At 35.4% G+C, this 21,030-nt stretch carries 19 protein-coding genes and 1 pseudogene; 12 read left to right on the top strand and 8 right to left on the bottom strand.

Features of this window, described 5'->3' with window-relative positions; all coding sequences use genetic code 11:
• Positions 1-22: 22 nt before the first annotated feature.
• The 4 genes from PEDSA_RS12320 to PEDSA_RS12305 all read left to right on the top strand — a co-directional run bounded on the left by PEDSA_RS12320 (position 23) and on the right by PEDSA_RS12305 (position 4,536).
• On the top strand, positions 23-1,837 hold the full coding sequence (locus PEDSA_RS12320) for a MutS-related protein (RefSeq protein ID WP_013633481.1): 1,815 nt from the start codon (positions 23-25) through the stop codon (positions 1,835-1,837).
• A gap of 172 nt (positions 1,838-2,009) precedes the next feature.
• On the top strand, positions 2,010-3,446 hold the full coding sequence (locus PEDSA_RS12315) for a C10 family peptidase (RefSeq protein WP_013633480.1): 1,437 nt from the start codon (positions 2,010-2,012) through the stop codon (positions 3,444-3,446).
• 9 nt (positions 3,447-3,455) lie between these two features.
• A complete protein-coding gene (locus tag PEDSA_RS12310) occupies positions 3,456-4,001 on the top strand; it encodes a hypothetical protein (protein WP_013633479.1) in 546 nt (181 codons plus the stop codon).
• Positions 3,928-4,536, top strand: coding sequence for a hypothetical protein (locus tag PEDSA_RS12305; RefSeq protein ID WP_169311988.1), 609 nt, complete (start codon positions 3,928-3,930; stop codon positions 4,534-4,536). The genes PEDSA_RS12310 and PEDSA_RS12305 overlap by 74 nt, the downstream gene beginning before the upstream one ends.
• A gap of 238 nt (positions 4,537-4,774) precedes the next feature.
• Here the strand turns inward: PEDSA_RS12305 and PEDSA_RS12300 are convergent, their stop codons facing one another.
• Positions 4,775-5,665 carry a hypothetical protein gene (locus tag PEDSA_RS12300; RefSeq protein WP_013633477.1) on the bottom strand — a complete coding sequence of 297 codons (891 nt, stop codon included), beginning with the start codon at positions 5,663-5,665 and terminating at the stop codon, positions 4,775-4,777.
• A 77-nt stretch (positions 5,666-5,742) separates the two neighbouring features.
• Positions 5,743-8,013, bottom strand: a complete 2,271-nt coding sequence (locus tag PEDSA_RS12295; RefSeq protein WP_013633476.1) for an aconitate hydratase — start codon at positions 8,011-8,013, stop codon at positions 5,743-5,745.
• Between the two features lie 433 nt (positions 8,014-8,446).
• On the opposite strand from PEDSA_RS12295, the gene PEDSA_RS12290 reads away from it, so the two are divergent.
• Positions 8,447-10,228 (top strand): OmpA family protein, encoded by a 1,782-nt coding sequence (locus tag PEDSA_RS12290; RefSeq protein WP_013633475.1) that lies wholly within the window; start codon positions 8,447-8,449, stop codon positions 10,226-10,228.
• A 217-nt stretch (positions 10,229-10,445) separates the two neighbouring features.
• The gene (locus tag PEDSA_RS12285) at positions 10,446-12,209 is read left to right on the top strand and encodes an OmpA family protein (RefSeq protein WP_013633474.1); all 1,764 of its coding nucleotides are present in this window, start codon (positions 10,446-10,448) and stop codon (positions 12,207-12,209) included.
• A 96-nt stretch (positions 12,210-12,305) separates the two neighbouring features.
• On the opposite strand, the gene PEDSA_RS12280 is transcribed toward PEDSA_RS12285, so the two are convergent.
• The 3 genes and pseudogenes from PEDSA_RS12280 to PEDSA_RS12270 all read right to left on the bottom strand — a co-directional run bounded on the left by PEDSA_RS12280 (position 12,306) and on the right by PEDSA_RS12270 (position 13,640).
• The gene (locus tag PEDSA_RS12280; protein WP_013633473.1) at positions 12,306-12,674 is read right to left on the bottom strand and encodes a helix-turn-helix domain-containing protein; all 369 of its coding nucleotides are present in this window, start codon (positions 12,672-12,674) and stop codon (positions 12,306-12,308) included.
• 11 nt (positions 12,675-12,685) lie between these two features.
• Positions 12,686-12,981: pseudogene (locus PEDSA_RS12275) on the bottom strand (type II toxin-antitoxin system HigB family toxin).
• A 38-nt stretch (positions 12,982-13,019) separates the two neighbouring features.
• Complete coding sequence (locus PEDSA_RS12270; protein WP_013633472.1) at positions 13,020-13,640, bottom strand: polysaccharide deacetylase family protein; 621 nt, start codon at positions 13,638-13,640, stop codon at positions 13,020-13,022.
• A gap of 42 nt (positions 13,641-13,682) precedes the next feature.
• Between PEDSA_RS12270 and PEDSA_RS12265 the strand changes: the two genes are divergently transcribed.
• The 6 genes from PEDSA_RS12265 (at position 13,683) to PEDSA_RS12240 (ending at position 19,583) form a co-directional block, all read left to right on the top strand.
• On the top strand, positions 13,683-15,035 hold the full coding sequence (locus tag PEDSA_RS12265) for a TolC family protein (protein ID WP_013633471.1): 1,353 nt from the start codon (positions 13,683-13,685) through the stop codon (positions 15,033-15,035).
• A gap of 13 nt (positions 15,036-15,048) precedes the next feature.
• Positions 15,049-16,362 carry an efflux RND transporter periplasmic adaptor subunit gene (locus PEDSA_RS12260; RefSeq protein WP_013633470.1) on the top strand — a complete coding sequence of 438 codons (1,314 nt, stop codon included), beginning with the start codon at positions 15,049-15,051 and terminating at the stop codon, positions 16,360-16,362.
• Positions 16,363-16,460: 98 nt separating this feature from the next.
• Positions 16,461-17,468, top strand: a complete 1,008-nt coding sequence (locus PEDSA_RS12255; RefSeq protein ID WP_013633469.1) for an NAD(P)H-dependent glycerol-3-phosphate dehydrogenase — start codon at positions 16,461-16,463, stop codon at positions 17,466-17,468.
• Positions 17,469-17,564: 96 nt separating this feature from the next.
• Positions 17,565-17,768, top strand: a complete 204-nt coding sequence (locus tag PEDSA_RS12250; protein WP_013633468.1) for a DUF2683 family protein — start codon at positions 17,565-17,567, stop codon at positions 17,766-17,768.
• A complete protein-coding gene (locus tag PEDSA_RS12245) occupies positions 17,759-18,019 on the top strand; it encodes a Txe/YoeB family addiction module toxin (RefSeq protein WP_013633467.1) in 261 nt (86 codons plus the stop codon). The genes PEDSA_RS12250 and PEDSA_RS12245 overlap by 10 nt, the downstream gene beginning before the upstream one ends.
• Before the next feature lie 172 nt (positions 18,020-18,191).
• Positions 18,192-19,583, top strand: a complete 1,392-nt coding sequence (locus tag PEDSA_RS12240; RefSeq protein WP_013633466.1) for a sialate O-acetylesterase — start codon at positions 18,192-18,194, stop codon at positions 19,581-19,583.
• 133 nt (positions 19,584-19,716) lie between these two features.
• Here the strand turns inward: PEDSA_RS12240 and PEDSA_RS12235 are convergent, their stop codons facing one another.
• The 3 genes from PEDSA_RS12235 to PEDSA_RS12225 form a co-directional block, all read right to left on the bottom strand.
• Positions 19,717-20,145: a septal ring lytic transglycosylase RlpA family protein gene (locus PEDSA_RS12235; protein ID WP_013633465.1), complete on the bottom strand. Its 429-nt coding sequence runs from the start codon at positions 20,143-20,145 to the stop codon at positions 19,717-19,719.
• Positions 20,146-20,220: 75 nt separating this feature from the next.
• Positions 20,221-20,583 (bottom strand): methionine-R-sulfoxide reductase, encoded by a 363-nt coding sequence (locus tag PEDSA_RS12230; protein WP_013633464.1) that lies wholly within the window; start codon positions 20,581-20,583, stop codon positions 20,221-20,223.
• An 84-nt stretch (positions 20,584-20,667) separates the two neighbouring features.
• Complete coding sequence (locus PEDSA_RS12225; protein WP_041537068.1) at positions 20,668-20,892, bottom strand: cysteine-rich CWC family protein; 225 nt, start codon at positions 20,890-20,892, stop codon at positions 20,668-20,670.
• Between the last annotated feature and the right edge of the window lie 138 nt (positions 20,893-21,030).

The following is a 21,030-nucleotide window of genomic DNA, read 5'->3' as shown; positions in this document are numbered from 1 at the left end:
TGGTACACAGTCATAATACAACATGAAAGGAAACAGCGCAGCTATAAATTACGACTTGTTAGCAGGTAAATTGCAAAAAGAAATACAGCTTTTGAAGAAGAAAGTAGATACCTATTCGTTGGCCAGATTGGCCATTTTTATACTAGCAATTGCGGGTATTTACCTGTTTTTTGATTATGGATTATACTCCGTAGTCTTCATTTTGCTGGTAACTATTGTAGGTTTTCTTTTGCTGATTAAGAAACAGGTTGCATTGCAGGAGCTGCTGAATTTTAAAAGGGTAAGATACCAGTTAGTTAGAAATGAAATAGATCTTCTCTCTTCAAAAGGTGAAAATATTTATAATAATGGGAAGGAATTTGAAAGTTCAAAGCACCCATATACCGACGATTTAGATATTTTTGGTGAAAATTCTGTCTTTGAATATATTAATAGAGGGGCAAGTAAGAAATCTCAATCTATTTTGGCTTCCTTTCTGAAGCATGCTGCAACAAAGACCGAGATTATCAATCGTCAGGAAGCAATACAGGAATTGGCCTCTCTGCCAAATGAATGTTTAGATTACCGAGCCAGATTATTTCCATTGGATAATCAGGAATTAGATAAGGTTTCCGATTTTTTCGGGTATGATTTAGACCATTATCTGGAATTTATCAATTCGAAAAAGTTACAGATTTATCTAAGGGCAGTGCCTTTCATATCATTGTTGTTAATTGTAGTAGCTATTTTTCTTAAGGGCTTGTGGTGGAATTTCTTCGGACTATTCTTAATGGGAAATATGGGCTTTTATTTTATTTATAAAAGTAGAATTGATATCATACATGAAAGAATAGGAAAAGCTTCGGATGTTTTAAAAAATTATGCGATTAATTTAGAGTGGATAGAAAAGTCGATATGGAAGTCGTCCCTGCTTAAAGACAGACTGGAAGAACTTCGAAACGAAGTTCCTGTTTATACGCAAATTACCATTCTGAATAAAGTAATTACAAATCTCAATTACAGATTTAATATCATTATAGCCGTTTTTCTTAATCTGTTATTTCAGTGGGATTTAAAGCAGGTAATGAAATTAGCTCATTGGAATAAACATTATAATAAAAATGTACTAAAGGGTTTTTATCTGGTAGCCGAATTGGAAACCTATATCAGTTTGGCGGTTTTAGACAATAATCATTCTGATTGGATATATCCGCATGTGAATGATGAGTTTGGGCTTTCGACAACGGAAATAGGTCACCCTTTGATAAGGAAAGAAAGCCGAGTTGATAATGATTTTACGCTAAATGCTTATCCAACTTCTGATGTAATAACCGGTTCCAACATGGCGGGTAAATCGACTTTTCTGCGAACGGTAGGCGTAAATATGGTTTTATGTTTTATGGGCGCGAAAGTATGCGCCAAGACTTTTAATTCCTCTATTTTTCATCTCTATACTTTTATGAGAATAAAAGACTCCTTGGCGGAAAGTACATCCACTTTTAAAGCCGAAATAGATAGACTGAAAATGATTTTAGATGAGACATCGAAAGATAAGAATGCTTTTATTTTGATTGATGAGATGTTAAGAGGCACAAATAGTAAAGATAAATATTTAGGCTCTAAGGCATTTATAGAAAGAATGCTTAAGCAAGAAACTCCCGGTTTTATTGCTACGCATGATTTACAGATAGCAGATTTGGAAAAAGATAATCCACAAACGGTAAGGAATTATCATTTTGATATTTCTGTACGTAATGGTGAAATGGTATTTGATTATAAAATAAAAGAAGGACCTTGTAAGACATTTAATGCAGCGATTTTATTGGAAAAAATAGGATTGGCAGTGAGGGAAGGATAGTTAAGCTCGCTTATCTACATGAAAAGCTAAATAAATAGCAGATATATTTGAGTATGTTACTTAATAGACAAAATATCGATTTTTACCATTTTTTGAACGAAAAGTGCTAGTTTGAATATTTTTTCTGTTGTATTTTTACTTCTATAATCGATAAACCTAAAATCTTTTCAGTATGAAAAAGAATTACCTCTGTTTTTTTTTTTTGATCGTTTCTCTATTGATATCATCATGTAATAAAGAAAATATCATTGAAAAACCACTTGTTGAGAATAAAAGTGATATAAGTACGAGTGTTGATGAGGATTTTGTAACAAAAAATGAAGCATCGCAAGTAGCAAGATTATTCTTTAATAAGATAGAAAAAGGAACATTAAATGAAATAGCTTCTAATGAAGAAAAGCGAATTAAATCTGTAGAAACCTTATTTTATGACGATGGAAGTACACCAGCAATGTATTTGATAAACTACGATAGGGGTGGTTTTATTATTGTAAGCGCTACGAAAAATTATTATCCTGTATTGGCTTATTCAGATAATAGCTTTTTAAATCTTGAAAATTTTGACAAAATAAATGATGGGCTTACTATTTGGAAAGAAGAAGCCAAACTCGCAATGAAAGAAAGCAAAAATCTGCCAGAAGAGATAGTATCTAAAATACGTAATCTATGGATCAAATATGAAGATGAGAAAAAATATAATAAAAAAAACACGGGAGCTATTACTTTAAGTTATACATATGATCAGTATATGAGGTTTTATCAACGTATGTCGGAGCTATATACACTTTGTCCGGGATATTCATTTGGACCTCTCAGTTCTGCCCAAAGCCGTTTGTCACAAAGTGAATATAATAATCTCGTAAGTCAGGCTAATTTTTATGGCTCTCCTTTAGAATGTACTATAGTCGGTTATAAAGGGAGACCCGTCCAGCAAGTTGGCCCCTTAATTGGTACTGAATGGGATCAGTGGCAGCCCTATAATAATTTAGTTCCAAATCAATATCCTGCAGGTTGTGTGGCTATTGCTATGGGACAAATAATGAAATTTTATGGTGTTCCAATAACATATAATTGGAGTAATATACCTAATAATACAGGTACTTATGATACACAAATGTTAATTAGAGATATTGGTATAAAGGTAGATATGGATTATGGACCGAATGGTTCCGGAGCAACTAATAATGCAGCAAAAAATGGCTTTTTATCAATGGGTTATAGCGTTATAAAAAAGAATCATGATTATCAGGATGTAAAAGACGAATTGCTGATTCGGCAACGCCCCGTATATATGACTGGTGATAAAGAAAATTTTATAGGACTATTTTCATGGAAGGGACATGCTTGGGTATGTGAAGGCGCAAAAAAAGAAGACTTAACGGTAGACTATTTTGTAGAATATCAGCTTGCAAATGGTACCTATTCCAGTTTAGGTGGGCCTAATTATCAATCGCCAATTAGTTCTTTCGGATATTCTTATTTGTATTTCTATCTCAACTGGGGATGGGGTTCCAATAATGGAAACGGCTGGTTTGGATTTAATGATGTCAATAGTCAGTTAGGTAATTACCAATATGGCAGAGAGAATTTATACGTTTACCCAAATTAAATAATTGTTATGAAAAAGAAAAGAACAATATTTTTTATATACGGATTACTCATCTCTTTTACTGTATTAAGCTGTGGCAAGATAGATTCTAAAGCACCCTATTTTTACACGTTAAAAATAAGATTTACAGATAAAGACGGCAATGACAAACTTCAGGGAATTAAATATGGAGAAAGAGATAAATCAGAGGTTAACATATTTAAAGTGAATCAGGGCAGTTATCAATTAGGTATAGTCCAAACACAGAGTTCCAAAGAAGATATGAATCTACTTCCGTTAACCCTCCAAAGAACAGAACCCTATGATTGCCTGGTATTGACAGCCCGAACGTTTACGTTCGTTCCACCTACTGATCGTTCCAGACAGTTGACGTATAAATTTGTTTGTGCCCATATATTTGGCGATGAAGAGGAACATACTGTCGTTTCGGATTGGGGAGAAGTTGGCTCTGTATTACGTGAGTGTATAACTATAACCCTAGATGGTAAAACTTTTACTGCTATGGACAGGGATCAATTTGGATATCCTGTTTTTCATGTCTTACTGGGTGAATAATTGTCATGAGAGTCAAAAGAATAATATTTTCTATATACACTTATTGATGTTTTTTATTGTATTAAGTTGTGGCAAGAAAGACTCGTATCCACCTTATTATTATACATTACAAATAAGATTTACAGATCAATTCGGTAATGATAAGGTTCAAGGAATTAAATATATCGAGGATAATAAACCGGGAAGTAGTGATGAATATAAAGTGCAAAAAGATATTTACCGTTTGGAAGTTGAGCAAACACATAAACCTAAAGAAGATTTGTTACGTGTTCAAAAGGTGGAACCTTATAATTATCTTATAATAAGAACCAGTACCTTGCCTTCGCCAGATTATCGTCCTAAACATTTGGCGCATAGACTTGTCTGTGCTCACGTGTTTGGCGATGAAGAAGAACATACTATTGTTTCGGATTGGGAAAAAGTTGGTTCGTCAGATAAATGTATAAGTATAACGGTAGATGGGAAGACTTTCACATCAACAGAAAATGATCAATATGGGAATTTTCCTATTTTTCTCGTTTCACTAGATGAATAACTAACAACCTGAATAAATACCGGCATTGCTATCGTTGCTAAGGTGAATAATAAAACTGACTTGTAATAGATGAAATGATCCTTGATTACAAAATAAAAGAAGGACCTTGTAAAACATTTAATGCAGCAATTTTATTGGAAAAGATAGGATTGACGGTAAAAGAAGGATAGTCAGACTTAATAATAGCAGGTGGAGTAATAGAAAGACGTGTGAAATTTTATTCACACGTCTTAATGGTTTATATTACGAATCCTAAGACGTAATAATGTTCAAAGAAATTGATGTTTTGTCTGGCATTATCAAAAGCTTTTCTGCCTGTTGTGCGTATTCGGCTTAAGTTTGTAAAACCAGATTTAAAGCTACCTTGTAGAAAGAAATGCTTGCTAAAAAAGAATTTAGCACCAACTTTTGCAGAAGCTCCCCAACCTGCTACATTCCAATAATGGTTTTTTCCAACACCAAATAAAGTTGCATCAGTTCTTGGTATTAGTAAGCCAGTATCAAAACCGGTTTCCATAGTTAGATATTGCTTTTTGTTGTGGGCAACCCAAATATCATCATATCTTTCTAAAGATACTGTGGCAAAGTTATAACCATCTGTATGTTCAAAAGTCACGAAATCTTCTTTAATCTCGAATTCTTCGTGGTCGTAAGTTCCGGCATATGCTCCTGTTTGAATAGCTGGATTAGAAATTTCAGGATGGATATATCCTGTGATCGTCACCTTTTGTGGGGTGTTTACTACATATTTCATATGGTCCCATCCTAAAGAAATAGAGTAGTTGTCTTTAATGTAATATCCAAAGTGGAAATTAAATTGCGGGATAGTAATTTCAACGGGATTAATATAATCCCAATTCAATTTACTGGGTCTGTCCGCAGCATGCACTTTGTGTAAAGTGAAGTTATAGCCAGGGCCTTTAAAATGAATGTTGCTTTTGGAGTAGAAGGAGAAGTTATATCCCCAATGTACATAAAATCTTCCCTTATTACTGTAATCTTTACTGTTTTTTGGGTTAAAGATACTCGTTGTTTTGTTTTTAGTAGAATCAGCTAAAGTAATTGCAAAAGTTGTTTTGCAGCCAATAAAGGCCATCAAAAACACTAATGCGCGTTTTCGGATATTCATATTAAATTGGAAATTATTTCAAAGAACTAAAAAACCCGAACGAATGTCCGGGTTTATAATGTTGGATCAAAGCTTAATTAAGCTTTGTTTGCGTTTTTACGAATAATATTTAGTGCGCCTCCAGCTTTAAACCATTCAATTTGTTGGTCGTTATAGCTGTGGTTAACTAAAATCTCTTCTTTAGAACCGTCTTTGTGATTTAACACTAAAGTAAGAGGAGTATTTGGAGCGAAGCTTGTTAACCCGATGATATCGATTGTATCGTCCTCCTGTATTTTATTGTAATCTTCTTTGTTTGCAAAAGTTAAACCTAACATACCTTGTTTTTTAAGGTTTGTTTCGTGGATACGAGCGAAAGATTTAACTAAAACAGCTCTTACACCTAAATGACGTGGTTCCATAGCGGCATGTTCTCTCGAAGAACCTTCACCGTAGTTTTCATCACCAACTACTATAGACCCTATGCCAGCAGCTTTATAAGCTCTTTGAGTTGCAGGAACCGGACCATATTCACCTGTTAATTGGTTTTTAACACTATCCGTTTTTTCATTGAAATAGTTAACAGCACCAATTAACATATTGTTAGAGATGTTATCCAGGTGACCACGGAATTTTAACCATGGCCCAGCCATAGAAATATGGTCTGTAGTACATTTTCCTTTTGCTTTGATCAACAATTTCAAACCTTTCAGGTCCGTACCTTCCCAAGCTGGGAATGGATCTAGCAATTGTAAACGACTTGAAGTAGGGGCAACAATTACTTCTACCCCGCTTCCGTCTTCAGCTGGTGCTTGATATCCTGCGTCTTCAACATCAAAACCTTTAGTTGGTAATTCATCACCAACAGGAGCGTCTAATTTTACTTGTTCGCCTTTAGCGTTGGTTAAAGTATCGGTTAAAGGATTGAAATCTAAACGTCCGGAAATTGCAATAGCAGCAACCATTTCTGGTGATGCTACGAAAGCAAATGTATTTGGATTACCGTCTGCTCTTTTTGCAAAATTTCTGTTGAAAGAATGAACGATAGTATTTTTTTCTTGTTTTTCGGCGCCAACACGATCCCACATACCAATACAAGGACCACAAGCATTAGTAAAGATAGTGGCGTTTAAATCTTCGAAAGTTTTTAATAAACCATCTCTGTTTGCAGTATAACGAACTTGCTCCGATCCTGGATTGATACCAAACTCTGCCTTTGTTGTTAAACCTTTATCAACCGCTTGTTTTGCAATAGAAGCTGCTCTGGATAAATCTTCGTAAGATGAATTTGTACAAGATCCAATCAATCCCCATTCAACAGTTAAAGGCCAGCCGTTTTTCTCAGCTTCCTGTTTCATTTGAGAAATAGGAGTTGCTAAATCTGGAGTAAAAGGGCCATTTAAATGCGGTTCTAAAGCAGATAAGTCGATTTCGATAACCTGATCAAAATATTGTTCTGGATTTGCATAAACCTCCGGGTCAGCAGTTAAATGTTCTTTAATTGCATTGGCAGCATCAGCAACGTCATTTCTGTTGGTTGCTCTTAAGTAACGCTCCATTGACTCATCATAACCGAAAGTAGATGTAGTTGCACCGATTTCAGCACCCATGTTACAGATAGTACCTTTACCTGTACAAGACATTGCCGAAGCACCTTCGCCAAAGTATTCTACGATACATCCTGTACCACCTTTTACAGTTAAAATACCAGCAACTTTCAGGATGACATCTTTAGGGGCTGTCCAACCGTTTAATTTGCCTGTTAATTTGACGCCTATTAATTTAGGGAATTTAAGCTCCCATGGTAAACCGGCCATAACATCACAAGCATCCGCACCGCCAACACCAATCGCCAACATACCTAAACCTCCGGCATTAACTGTATGAGAGTCGGTACCAATCATCATTCCACCTGGGAATGCATAATTTTCCAATACTACCTGGTGGATAATACCAGCACCTGGTTTCCAGAAACCAATACCGTATTTGTTAGATACAGAGCCTAAAAAATCAAAAACTTCTTTACTCTCTGTTGTGGCTCTTTGTAAGTCAACTTCAGCGCCTACTTTAGCCTGAATCAAGTGATCACAGTGAACAGTAGAAGGAACAGCAACTTTAGCTCTTCCTGCCTGCATGAATTGCAATAAGGCCATCTGTGCCGTGGCATCCTGCATCGCAACGCGATCCGGAGCAAAATCTACATATGATGTACCACGGGTATAAGTTTCTGTTGCCTCACCATGCCACAAGTGAGCATATAATATTTTTTCTGAAAGTGTAAGAGGTTTGTTTACCAATTTCCTTGCTGCCTCAATACGGCTAGGGAAGTTAGCGTAAACCCTCTTAATCATGTCTATATCAAATGCCATGCTATTGAGTATTATTAATTTATGAGTATTCTATTATTTCGCGAATTTACGAAAAAATGGGGGGCTAATTTCTATAATAGTGTAAACAAAGATTATTTAGAAGCATTCTAGTTAAGGCGGATGTGGTATGAGAAATTAGAAAAGATATCGAATAAAGATTAAGGATGTGAATAGATAGTAGATAATAGAAAGTTGTGCTGGAAACCAGCAACCGAAAACGAACAAGCCAATGTTGAATGCCAAATTTTTAATGTTTCTTGAATGAAGATATTATTCCACTATGCGCTACCCTCTCTTTCGGAAAGGGGGTTGGGCCCGAGACTAATTGTCCACACAATCTTGCTGCTAGTTATTTGATACTCGTCATCAAAGGGGTAACAATTTTATTCCTCTGCTGATATCAACATAGAAACATTTAGAAAGGAGAATTAAAATGAGAAAGATATGGTTGATATTGGCTATACAGTTAATGGCAAATATCGTATGCGGACAAAATACTCGATCAAACGAAAAAGAGAGAGGGCAATGGCAGGGAATGATTTTCGGAGGAATAGCGATGCCTATGGGGAGTTATAAGAAAGATCTCAGTATGGCAAAGAATGGTCCTCTTATAGGCCTTGCTGTCGACAAATATTTTAAGGGAAATAGATTCGGTATAGGTTTGGACCTGAGGGCTTTTCAGAATAATATAGGATATAACCCCGATACCCTCTATTTTGCTAATGGATTTATTGCACCAACTTTTGTCAACCCAAAAAGATACCGCCATTTTACTGCTGCTATAGGGCCAACTTATAAGGCGTCAGTTTCAAAATTTGAGATTGAAGCATTTTTAAAAGGCGGGGTTATTTTTCAGGAGTTTCCTGAATATTATTCCGATCTGACGGTAAATAATTTAGCTTACTTTAGATTAGAAAACACCAATAATCCTAAAAATAATGCAAAAGCGTGGATCGGATTAGGTGGGGTCAGAGTTGCGTATAAGTTGAGTCCTGCAATAGCTGTATTTTTACAGGGGGACTACCTCAATACATTCGGTTCCAGTTTCAGAAAAGATTCGGGAGAATTTCATTATCGTAAATATGAACCGTTAAAACCGATACAAGCAACAGACGTGGTGACAATAATTCAGGATCGTCCGGTAGACATCTATAATTACTTTCAGGAAATTCCAACAGATTATAAAAATCATACCCAAACGCTAAATGTAACAGCAGGTATTAAGTTTACTTTCGGAAGATCCAAAAAAGAACCTGTTAAGCAACCGGAGCCGGTAAAAGCTGTTGTACCAGTACCTCAATCAAAAGATATATTGATTGTTGTAAAAGATAAACAAACTGGACTGGCGTTAAGCGGAGTCACAGTGAATATTAGAAATGGTTCGGAAACTTACACTTCCATAACCAATGCCAATGGTGAGGCAGACAGACTTAAAGATGCGAAAAGAGGAAATTATGAAATATCAGGAGTCAAAAATGCTATTGCTGCAGAAGATGCAAAAATCATAGATACAGATTTTAATCAGGCAGGTAGCACGATTTATAGAGAAATCCTTCATGATGATCCCAGGTTTACCTTAATTGGCGAAACGGTGCTTTTAAAAGATGGCTCGAAATTATCAGGAATAAATACAGTTTTAACAAAAACAGCCATAAATACTAATATGAATCAAACATCAGATGCAGAGGGAAAATTCATTTATCAGCTGGATCAGCAATCAGACTATACCATTGTTGCTAATCAGGCAGGCAAATTTTCGCAGACTGAACAGGTGACTACCAAAGGTTTAAATAGGAGTCAAACCTTGTATGTGATACTGAAATTGGGAGTTGATAATATAGAATCAGGAAAAACATTCGTATTGAAGAATATCAATTATGATTTCGATAAATCGGATATAAGACCAGATGCAGCAAGGATCTTAGATAACTTGGTGAATATATTGAAACAGAACCCTTCTTTAAGAATAGAGCTTTCCTCACATACAGATAGTAGAGGAAGCGACGCATACAATCTTAGACTATCGCAAAAAAGAGCAGAATCGGCAGTGAAATATTTGGTTGATAGAGGTATCGACAAATCTAGATTAGTTGCCAGAGGATTTGGTGAAACCAAATTATTAAATAAATGTGCCAATGAGGTAGATTGTACAGATGCTGAACATGAGGTAAATAGAAGAACAGAAGTAAAAGTACTGAAATATAGTACAGAATAGCAGGTTCTTGGTGAAGAAATGGTAGGGTCCGAAAGGACATTAAAAACACCTCGACGTATAAAGTTTGAGGTGTTTTTTAATTATACGACCTGAAAATTGATCCGTTTTAAAATACTGTGCAAAGTTGCACAGTATTATACACAGTTTGTGCTTTGAGGTGAAAAGGAGAAGTTCTTACATTTATAAGAAAATATAAACCGGTAAAAATAAGCTCCTTATGAAAAATATATTACTTTTTTTTCTTCTTTTTTTAATTAGTATCGTCAGTTATGCGCAAGGTATAGGACCATCCCCCGGCGGTAAATGGCAATTAATAACTTTCGGAGGGTTTAGTTTCCCTTTTGGTAATTATAAAGGGGATGTAGGGAAGGCAAAAAATGGCACAATGGTGGGAATTACTGCAGATAAATACTTCTTAGGAAATAAATTTGCTTTGGGTCTAGATTTTAGAGCATTTAATCATGAAATGTGTACCTGTGGAGATGTGTACTTTGCCAACGGATCTTTAGTTGCCAAATATGATAATGCGACAAGGTTCAGAGGTTTAAACCTGATGTTCGGTCCAACCTATCAATACACTATCGACGAATTTGGTATAGAAGCATTTGTAAAAGGGGGGATAATGTTTCAGGAATTTCCTAAATATAGCCACGTCCTCTCCGTAAACAATCAGGCAGAATTTCTTCCTGAAGAAACCAACAATCCAACAAATAGTCCGAAATCCTTGTTAGGTAACGCGGGCTTGCGCTTTTCATATCAGATAAATCCCATAATTGCTTTGTTTTTGCAAACCGATTATATGAATACTTTTGGTTCGCGACTTGGAGATGAGAATGGTGAGTTTCATTATAAAAAATATGAACAGATTAAAGATATAGACCGAAATACATCATTAAGTGAAAGTGGAGGAGTTATTCTAAATCTGAATGAATATTTTAATTCTAATCCTAAAGATTTGAAAACCAATATCAAAGCAATTAATGTGTTGGCAGGAGTTAAATTTGCTTTAGCTAAAAATAGAAAAACAAATATTCCGGAAATTCCTATGGTTGTTAAACCAACGGAACAAATGAAGAATATTCTTGTAGTAGTGAAGGATAAATTAACAGGAATGCCTTTAGAAGGTGTTTCTGTTTTTATTAAATCGGAAACTGGTACCTGGAATTTTTTAACTGATGTAAACGGAGAAATTCCTATAATCAAAAATGCTAAAAGGGCCATATACTTTATGTCTGGCTCTAAAAATAGTGTTGGCACCACCACAGCATCTATAGCAGAAAAAGATTTTGATGAAGACAGTGAATTAATTTATAGAGAATTGCTTCATAATGATCCGCGTTTTACCTTAGTTGGAGAAACAGTAAGTCAGAAAGACGATTCGAAGTTACCGAATATCAATACGGCATTAACAAATCTGACAAACTCGACAACCCGGTCTCAGATTTCAGATACCGAGGCGAAATTTGCTTATCAACTTGCTCCAGAATCTGATTATTCTGTGGTGGCACATCAGTTCGGCAAATTCTCACAGACAGAAAAAGTAAGCACAAAAGGATTGGATAGAAGTGAGACTTTCTATGTTAAATTAAAATTACCTGTGGGCGATATAGAGACAGGGAAAACATTTGTTTTAAAGGATATTCATTATGATTTTGATAAATCGAATATCAGGCCAGATGCTGCCCTTATTTTAGACAATGTAGTGAGTATCATGAAACAAAATCCATCTTTAAAAATAGAATTATCTTCTCATACAGATTGCCGGGGAAATAATGCCTATAATCTAATACTTTCTGATGCCAGAGCAAGATCTGCGGTCGCATATATTGTAAGAAATGGAATTGAGAAAAATAGATTAGTGGCAAAAGGTTATGGTGAAACCAAATTATTAAATAATTGTTATGATGGTGTGCGCTGTTCCGAAGTTGAACATCAGCGAAACAGAAGAACAGAATTAAGAGTTTTAAAGTATGACAGATAAATAGATGAGAATTGGGGGGAATAAAGGCCTTGGCTTCATAGTACAAGGCCTTATTTTTTAAAATAACTTCATTTTAGTTCAAATTTCCACTTGAAGTTATTGTACTAACTTATAATTCGAAACTAAAATAGAAGCTGGGATATGTAAAGCCTTTTCCAGTTCTCGAATCATATCTACCGTTAATCTTTTCTTTTTATTTAGTATTTCTGATATTCTGCTTTTGCTTCCCATTATTTTTGTTAGATCTTTTTGTTTAAGATTCATTTCTTCCATACGGATTTTTATAGCCTCAATAGGATCAGGAGCTTCGATTGGAAAATGCTGATTTTCATAATTCTCAATTAGCAGAGATAATATTTCTGCTTCATCGCCTTCTTTGGTATTTGGAGCAGCGTCAAAAATTACATCCAATCTTTCTAATGCTGTTTGGTAATCTTTTTCTGATTTTATAGGTTTAATTTCCATCGTTTTTCCTTTTAAATACTATCGGCATCCACTTTGTCATACTCTGTATGTGTTCTAACAAATCTGATAAAAGCCCATTGCCTTTCAAAATTAAACTTGACAATTAATCGATATGAGTTGCCTTTAATATTAAAATTATGCGATTGTTTTTTAATATACTAGCATTTGCATAAACCTGTTTTATGTCATTAGGTGAAGTCCAGTTTGATGATTTTACCGTTTCATACCATGTTTTTAAATATTGCTCTGCATCCGGGTGCCTTTCCCAAAACTCTTTGAGAGTTCTTTTTGCAATTATTCTTTTCATTTTGCAAGTTCAATAAAAATATAAAAATAAGTTCTTTATTAGAGAACTCTAAAAGAATAGCCTTGTTTCGTCCAAATTTCTAAGGCCTTAGGTAAAACATATTCCAATCTATCCTTAGCTTTAAGGCTATCATGAAAGACAATAATGCTCCCAGGTTCAGTGTGTTTTAATACATTTTTCAGGCATTTCTCGGGAGAGAGCTTCAAATCAAAATCACCACTTAAAACATCCCACATGATTATTTTTACGTCAGGTATATGTTGTCTCAATAATTTGATTTGAGATTTTTTTATCCTGCCATAAGGCGGTCGGAAAAGACAAGTCTTTGTTAAATTCTGGCACTTCAAAGTGTTTTTTAGGTATTCGTTATCAGAAGTATCCCAGCCTTTTAAATGATTATAGGTATGATTGCCTATCGTGTGCCCGTCGGTTTTAATCTGCTCAAAAATATCAGGATGCTTATCAATATTATCTCCAATACAAAAGAAAGTGGCCTTGGCACAGAATTTTTTTAGGGTTTCCAGAACAAAAGGTGTAACAATAGGTATAGGCCCATCGTCAAAGGTAATGTAAATCGTTTTATGGACCTTAGGCATGTTCCATACCAAATTATTGGCATAAAATTTTTTTAATAACCATGGCGATTTAACAAGATACATAAATGAAAATGATTATGTTTAATATATCAAACGAAAACAAAGATGAGAATAATTGTCTTTAGATTTTTAAAGAGTACAGGCTTTGTCCTTTTTTTAGGAGTGATGTGCACTTTTCAAATTTCCAATTTGCAAGCGCAGGAAAAGAGAAAGATCAGTCTTCGGCAAGCTATAGATTTAGCTTTGTCGAATAATTTGCAGGTAAGACAAAGTGCGCTGCAGTCTCAGATTTCAGCTGAAAATCTAAAGCAGTCTCGATTCGAGTTATTCCCTTCATTAAATGGATCCAGTTCCGCAAGCAGACAATTTGGACTTTTCTTCGACCAGGCTTCGGGAACTGTTGTGCAGCAAGCAGACCAGTTAGATGGAAACTTAGGTACCTCTGTACCTATATTTCAAGGATTTTCTCTAAGAAACCGGATATTACAAAATAAAGCACTGCTTAATTCCGATGTTAGCAATGTCGAAAAAGCAAAGAATGATTTGCTTTTATCTGTTATTACTACCTATTTACAGGCTCTGGCAAATAGAGATTTAGTATCAGCCAGTCACCAACAGCTTTCTTTATCAAACGAACAGTTAAATATTGCAAAACGAAACTTTGATGTAGGAAATAAAACCCTTGCAGATTTATCTCAGGCAAAAGCACAAGTAGCCAATAACGAGTTGAGTTTAACCAATGCACAAAATGCATTTGACTTATCCGTTCTGGAGCTGAAGCAATTGATGGAGTTAAATCTGGATCAGGATATAGAACTGGAAGTGCCTTATATCCCTTCTTTAGCAAAACTTGAACTGGGTTATACTGCCAATGCGGTATATAATCAGGCAGTCGAAAACTATCCGGATGTTAAAGTTGCAAAATATAATACCGAGGCATCGTCGTATGCTCTTAAAGCAGCTAAAGGAGATTTATATCCAAGTTTGTCATTTAGAGGGGGGATCGGTACCCGATATTCGAGCATTCTTTCCAATTCATTTTCCAAACAATTGGAAGATAACGTCAATAAGTATGTGGGAGTACAGTTGAATATACCTATATTCAATAACTACCGCATTAGATCCTCCGTTAACATTGCAAAAATAAGATTCGAAAATGCAAAAGTTGCCGAACAAGCTGCAAAGAACAGTTTAAATAAAGTGATCAATCAGGCTATTCTAGATTTAAGAGCAGCGGATAAACGTTTTTATGCAACTCAGTCTGCTTTAGATGCATCAAAAGAAGCTTTCGAAGTAACCAAAAAAAGATATGAAGTAGGTTTGGTTAGTGCAATAGAGTTAAATACCTCGCAGGTAAATTTCAATAAATCAGAATTTGATTTTATACAGGCCAAATACGATTTGCTGTTCAGAAGCAAGGTTGTAGATTTTTATTTAGGAAAACCAATAAATCTTTAAAATAACAGATTCCATGAGTAAAAAATTAAAGAGAATATTAATAATTGGAGGAGTGCTGGTAGTGCTTTTGATTATCGCAACTAAAGCAGGTTGGATTGGTAAAAGTAAGGCGATTAAAGTGGCTGTTTCCAAAGTCGAAACCAAAGATATCATCGAAACAGTTTCGGCAAGTGGAAAAATCCAACCAGAAGTTCAGGTGAAATTAAGCCCCGAAGTTTCTGGCGAGATTGTCGAACTTAACGTTCGAGAAGGAGATATCGTTAAAAAAGGGCAATTGCTTTGTAAGATTAAACCAGATATTTTGGTTTCTGGCTATGATAGAAGTGTGGCGTCTTATAATGCACAAAAGGCTGCCGTTGGAAGTGCCCAACAACAAATAGTGCAAGCGGAGGCTAATTTTAAAAATGTAGAAGCTCGCTTTAAAAGAAATCAAACCTTATACAAAGACAAAGTTATTTCCGCATCAGAGTTTGATGCAGCACAGGCAGAGTATCTCACAGCTAAAGCAAATCTGGAATCTGCAAAGCAGGGATTGGTAGGAGCAAAATTCAATTTAGAGCAAAGCGGAGCGGCAGTAAAAGAAGCTTCGGATAATTTGGCGAGGACAAATATTTACGCTCCGGTAGATGGGGTAGTTTCAAAATTGTCTGTGGAAAAAGGCGAAAGAGTAGTGGGAACGGCGCAAATGAGTGGTACCGAAATCATGACGATTGCAGATCTCAGCAGTATGGAAGTAAATGTAGAAGTGAATGAAAACGATATAAACAGGCTTAGCCTTGGCGATACTTCTATTATCGAAGTAGACGCGTTTATGGGCCGCAAGTTCAAGGGAGTAGTTACAGAAATTGCAAGTTCTGCCAATATTGTAGGAGAAAGTGTAGATCAGGTAACTAACTTTGCCGTTAAAGTGAAAATTCTGCCAGAGTCTTACATGGACGTAGCTCAGAAAAACAAATTACCTTCTCCGTTTAGACCGGGCTTATCAGCTACGGTAGATATACAAACCAACAGAAGCAGAGGAATGGTTGTACCTATCCAGGCAGTAACTGCTAGAGAAAATGAAAATACCGATAATAATAAAGCCAAAGAAGGCGATAAACAAAAGGCTAAGACAAAGGAATACGTCTTTATAGTTGATGGCAATAAAGCCAAACAACAGGAGGTTAAAACAGGTATTCAGGATAATCAATACATTATTGTTGAAGGATTAAAAGCGAACCAGGAGGTAATTAGTGCGCCTTATAGTGCTATATCTAAAGATTTAAAAGATGGGGCTGAAATAGAGGTAGTTGATAAAAGTAAACTGTTTAGTGATGTTAAGAAATAGTGACGCATGATAATTCACTGATTTTTATAAAAAGAAATTCTTTAATTTGCCCATATTGGAACAGTCCAATATGGGTTTGTTTTTGTTAGCGAAGAATAATGTACGAAGAATTAAGAAAAATAGCAGTAATTGGAGGCGGAAGCTGGGCGACATCCATTGTTAAAATGTTAGGAGATAATGCCTCTGAAAAGCAGATTTATTGGTGGATGAGAAATGAAGATGCTATAAATCATATCAGGCAATTTAAACATAACCCACACTATATTTCGGCGGTCGAATTGAAAATAAAGCCGGAAAATATTAGTTCTGATATCAAAAGTACGGTTAATCTGGCAGATATAATTATACTTAATACACCTGCTGCATTTCTAAAGAAATCTTTACAGGGGCTTACCGCAGAGGATTTTAAAGGAAAAAAAGTGGTATCGGCAATTAAGGGCATTGTTCCCGAAGAAAATAAAATAGTGGGCGATTTTGTTCACGATACATATGCCGTCCCTTATAGTGACTTAGTAGTAATAAGCGGGCCTTGCCACGCAGAAGAGGTTGCGTTAGAAAAACTTTCATATTTAACCATAGCATCTCAGAACAGTGCTCTGGCAAATCATTTTTCGGGATTATTGAGAACACGTTATATCAAAACCATTATATCGGATGATATTTTTGGAACTGAATACGCTGCTGTTTTAAAAAACATTTATGCTGTTGCCAATGGGATCGCTCATGGCGTAGGTTACGGAGATAATTATCAGGCGGTGTTTATTTCCAACGCACTCCGCGAGATGAAGAACTTTGTAGATGTTATCCATCCGATAGAACGGGATATAAAGGAGTCTGCTTATCTGGGAGATTTGTTAGTGACTTGTTATTCTCAGTTTAGCCGTAACAGAACGTTTGGTAAAATGATAGGTAAAGGCTATACAGTACATTCAGCGCAGTTAGAAATGAACATGATAGCGGAAGGATATTATGCTACCAGTTGTATTTATCAAATCAATAAAAAATATGAGGTAGAAATGCCTATCCTAAATGCTGTATATAATATTCTTTATCAGCAACAGCCGCCAATGTTAGAAATGCAAAAACTCAGCGAAACTTTGATATAATTGTTGCCAAAAAAACTTTAGATCCAGTTGAAGTACTTCACCCTGATTTTAAATTGCTTATATAAATTGTTATATTTGAGTTGTAAAATATTAGCTATGAGACTTATACTTGAAAACGTAGATGAAAAACACTATCGTCTTTTAAAAGAGATGGCTAAATCACTCAATTTTACACTTAAAAATGAAGAAGAAGCCGAGAGAGAATACTCAAAAGAGTTTCGTGATAAGATAGATAAAGGACTCAGGTCAGAAGCTGAAGGTAATGGAGTGAAAATTTCCATTGAAGATTTATGGAAATAGAATTTCATGCAGATGCCCTGTCAGATAGGGAATACTGGATGAAATCAGGAAATAAGATCATTCAAAAGAAAATTGGAGAACTTATAATTGCCATTGGTAAAGATCCATTTAATGGAATCGGTAAACCAGAACCTCTTAAATACCAATATACAGGATTATGGTCCAGACGTATAAATAAAGAACATCGTTTGATCTATAAAGTAGAAGAAAACCTGATAAAGATATATTCGATGAAAGGGCATTACTATTAATGAGTTCGATACTTTTTTCTCAGATCTCCATCAGTATCAAAAATGCAAAAACTCAACCTAAACCCTGATATAATTTAGGTTTTCAGGAGCTTTTGCCGGTTTAAATGTGTTTTCATATCTTGTTCGACGATTTTTATAATCAAAAAAATAAATCTAAAACAGTCAATAAGAAATGAAGCACATTCTCTCGATTTTACTATTCTTTTTTACCGCGCCTTTGTTTGCTCAGGTTAATCTCCCATCCTTTTTCTCTGATAATATGGTCTTACAAAGAAATGCCGAAGTTAACTTTTGGGGTTGGGGAAACAGGGGAGGTCAGGTTACAATTATCCCGTCGTGGTCTAAAGATACCATAAAAGTAAAAGTTACAGGTTACGGTCGTTTTGATACCAAACTAAGAACACCTGAAGCCGGAGGTCCTTATGATATCACAGTAATTACAGGAAGGTATAAGAAGGTTTTAAAAAATGTTCTCATCGGTGAAGTTTGGTTGTGTTCCGGACAATCCAATATGCAATGGAGTAGCAATAATAAACTGCAGGAGATGCTGGACGAGTTACCAAAAGCGAATAATCCGAGGATTAGATTATTACAGATAAGTAATATAGCTACTAAATTTCCTCAAGATAATATTTTTGATTCCTGGACAGAATGTAACTCAGAAACAGCCAATGGTTTTAGTGCAATAGGATATTTTATAGCCAAGCAGTTAAATACCGAACTAAATGTGCCTATAGGTATTATTAATTCAAGTTGGGGAGGTACTCCTGCCGAATTTTGGACACCTGCTAATTATATCGAAGCAGACCAGGAACTCTTAACGAATGCAAAAGTACATAAACCCAATGCAGGCAAACCTTATGAATATGCAACAATTTGGAATGCAATGATCAATCCATTTGCAGGATATACAATGGCCGGAGCATTTTGGTATCAGGGGGAAACGAATGTTGGAACATACAGCGGTTATAACAAGCTTTTTTCAACGATGATAAAGAGTTGGAGAGAAGCATGGAAATCGGACTTCCCTTTCTTTTATGTTCAGATTGCTCCCTATGATTACAAATCTCCGGTAAATGAGCAAAAAGGAGCTTTATTAAGAGAACAGCAGGTGAAAGCTTTAGACGTGCCTAAAACAGCTATGGCTGTAATAACCGATCTTGTACCTGACGTTACTAATATTCATCCAACCAGAAAAAAAGAGGTAGCCCAAAGACTTGCCAATATTGCTTTAACCGAAGTTTATCATAAAAATGCAGTTGATTATAAGTCTCCTGTTTACAAGAGTTATAAAATCGATGGAAATAAAATAATCATAGATTTTCATTATCTACAGGGTAAACTGCAAGTAAAAGGGAAAGAGATTACAGATCTGTTCATTGCAGATGATTCCAAAAACTTTGTACCGGCCAGTTATAAGATTGATAAAAATAAACTGGTAGTTTTTAACAAAGACGTGAAAAAACCAGCAGCCGTTAGATTTGGATTTACCGACACAGCTATGTCTAATTTGTTTAACGAAAAAGGGCTGCCTGTTTCTCCGTTTAGAACAGATAAGTGGTAAATGAAATATTAAGAAATACCCGTTTCAGTTTGGTAGAATTACTTAATAATTACGGGAATACCCATAAGATATTCATCCACCGAATTGAAATAGCATAAATATAAAAGAGCAAATATTAGCAATATTGCTCTTTTTATATTCCATTTCCATCATCGTTATCCAGTTTCTTAGCAGCTAACTTTTCCTTTCCAGGTAATTCATAAGACATTTCTACGGGTGCAATACCAGCGCCAAAAATACCAATCTCTTTGGCGGCGGATTGAGATAAGTCGATCATTAAATGTCTGTTAAAAGGACCTCGGTCATTGATGACAACTGTAACAGATTTTCCATTTTTTGGATTGGTTACTGTTACCTCAGTACCGAATGGTAAAGTACGGTGAGCTGCAGTTAATTTTTCATGTCTGTAAACCTGTCCGCTGGTAGTTTTTCGGCCGACAAATTTACTATGATAGTATGTCGCTTTACCTTTTTTGAGAACTAGATTTTCATCGTTTTCCTGGCCGTTTACACTCAGAAAATTCAGAGTGAAAAACGCTACTAAAAGCAATAATATTTTCATTCTTGTTGATTTACAAGGTGATGCCAAAATTGGCAAAGTTTCGAAGATAAGTTAAAAAAATTAAAAAATAAAATTTTAAGCTTTAGGAACGAACTTCATACTCAATGAATTCACACAATGTCTGGTGTTTTTCTCAGTGAACCCTTCACCTTCAAAAACATGCCCAAGGTGTCCGCCACAATTAGCACAAATAATCTCAACTCTGCGTCCATCTGCGTCCGGAACACGTTTTACAGCTCCAGGTATTTCATCATCAAAGCTCGGCCAGCCGCAATGAGATTCGAATTTATCTTCCGATCTGTAAAGCGGAGCATTACACTGTTTACAAAAATAAGTTCCCGCTTCTTTTAGGTCGGTGTACTCGCCCGAAAATGGATATTCGGTACCTTTATGGAGAATAATATATTCTTCTTCGGGGGTAAGTTTGTTATAGGCCATAATGTTAGATTAACAGATATTTTAACAGTTTGTTTAATGAAAAATTATCGATAGAATATTACAAGTGAATTTCTATAGAAACAATTAATCGGAAACGCGACTTAAATGATATGTTGCTTTTAATTCTTTCAGGCAGTTTGCGCACAAACAACCATCATAAAACAATTCTTCTATAAATTGAATCTCATCCCGATTTAAAGCTACGCTGTTGCAATCGCAAATCCAGGGAGAATTGGCTTTACACTCTAGAGAAGATGCACATCTGCTGCAATTGATAACCTCATGTTTTTCACTTGCTTTAATCGTCATTGTACAAAGATACGTAATACAAGAAACGTCTGTTGAATTCGATAAACCTTTTCTGATGACTCAATGTCATTTTATGTGCCACATTCACATTTTTATATATGAATTTAAAAATGGAATTATTTACTTTACTTGTGTTGA

This window comes from Pseudopedobacter saltans DSM 12145 (genome assembly GCF_000190735.1).
GTDB lineage: Bacteria > Bacteroidota > Bacteroidia > Sphingobacteriales > Sphingobacteriaceae > Pseudopedobacter > Pseudopedobacter saltans.
Note: the sequence above shows the minus strand (reverse complement) of the source record. Positions and strands in the feature narration are given on the sequence as shown.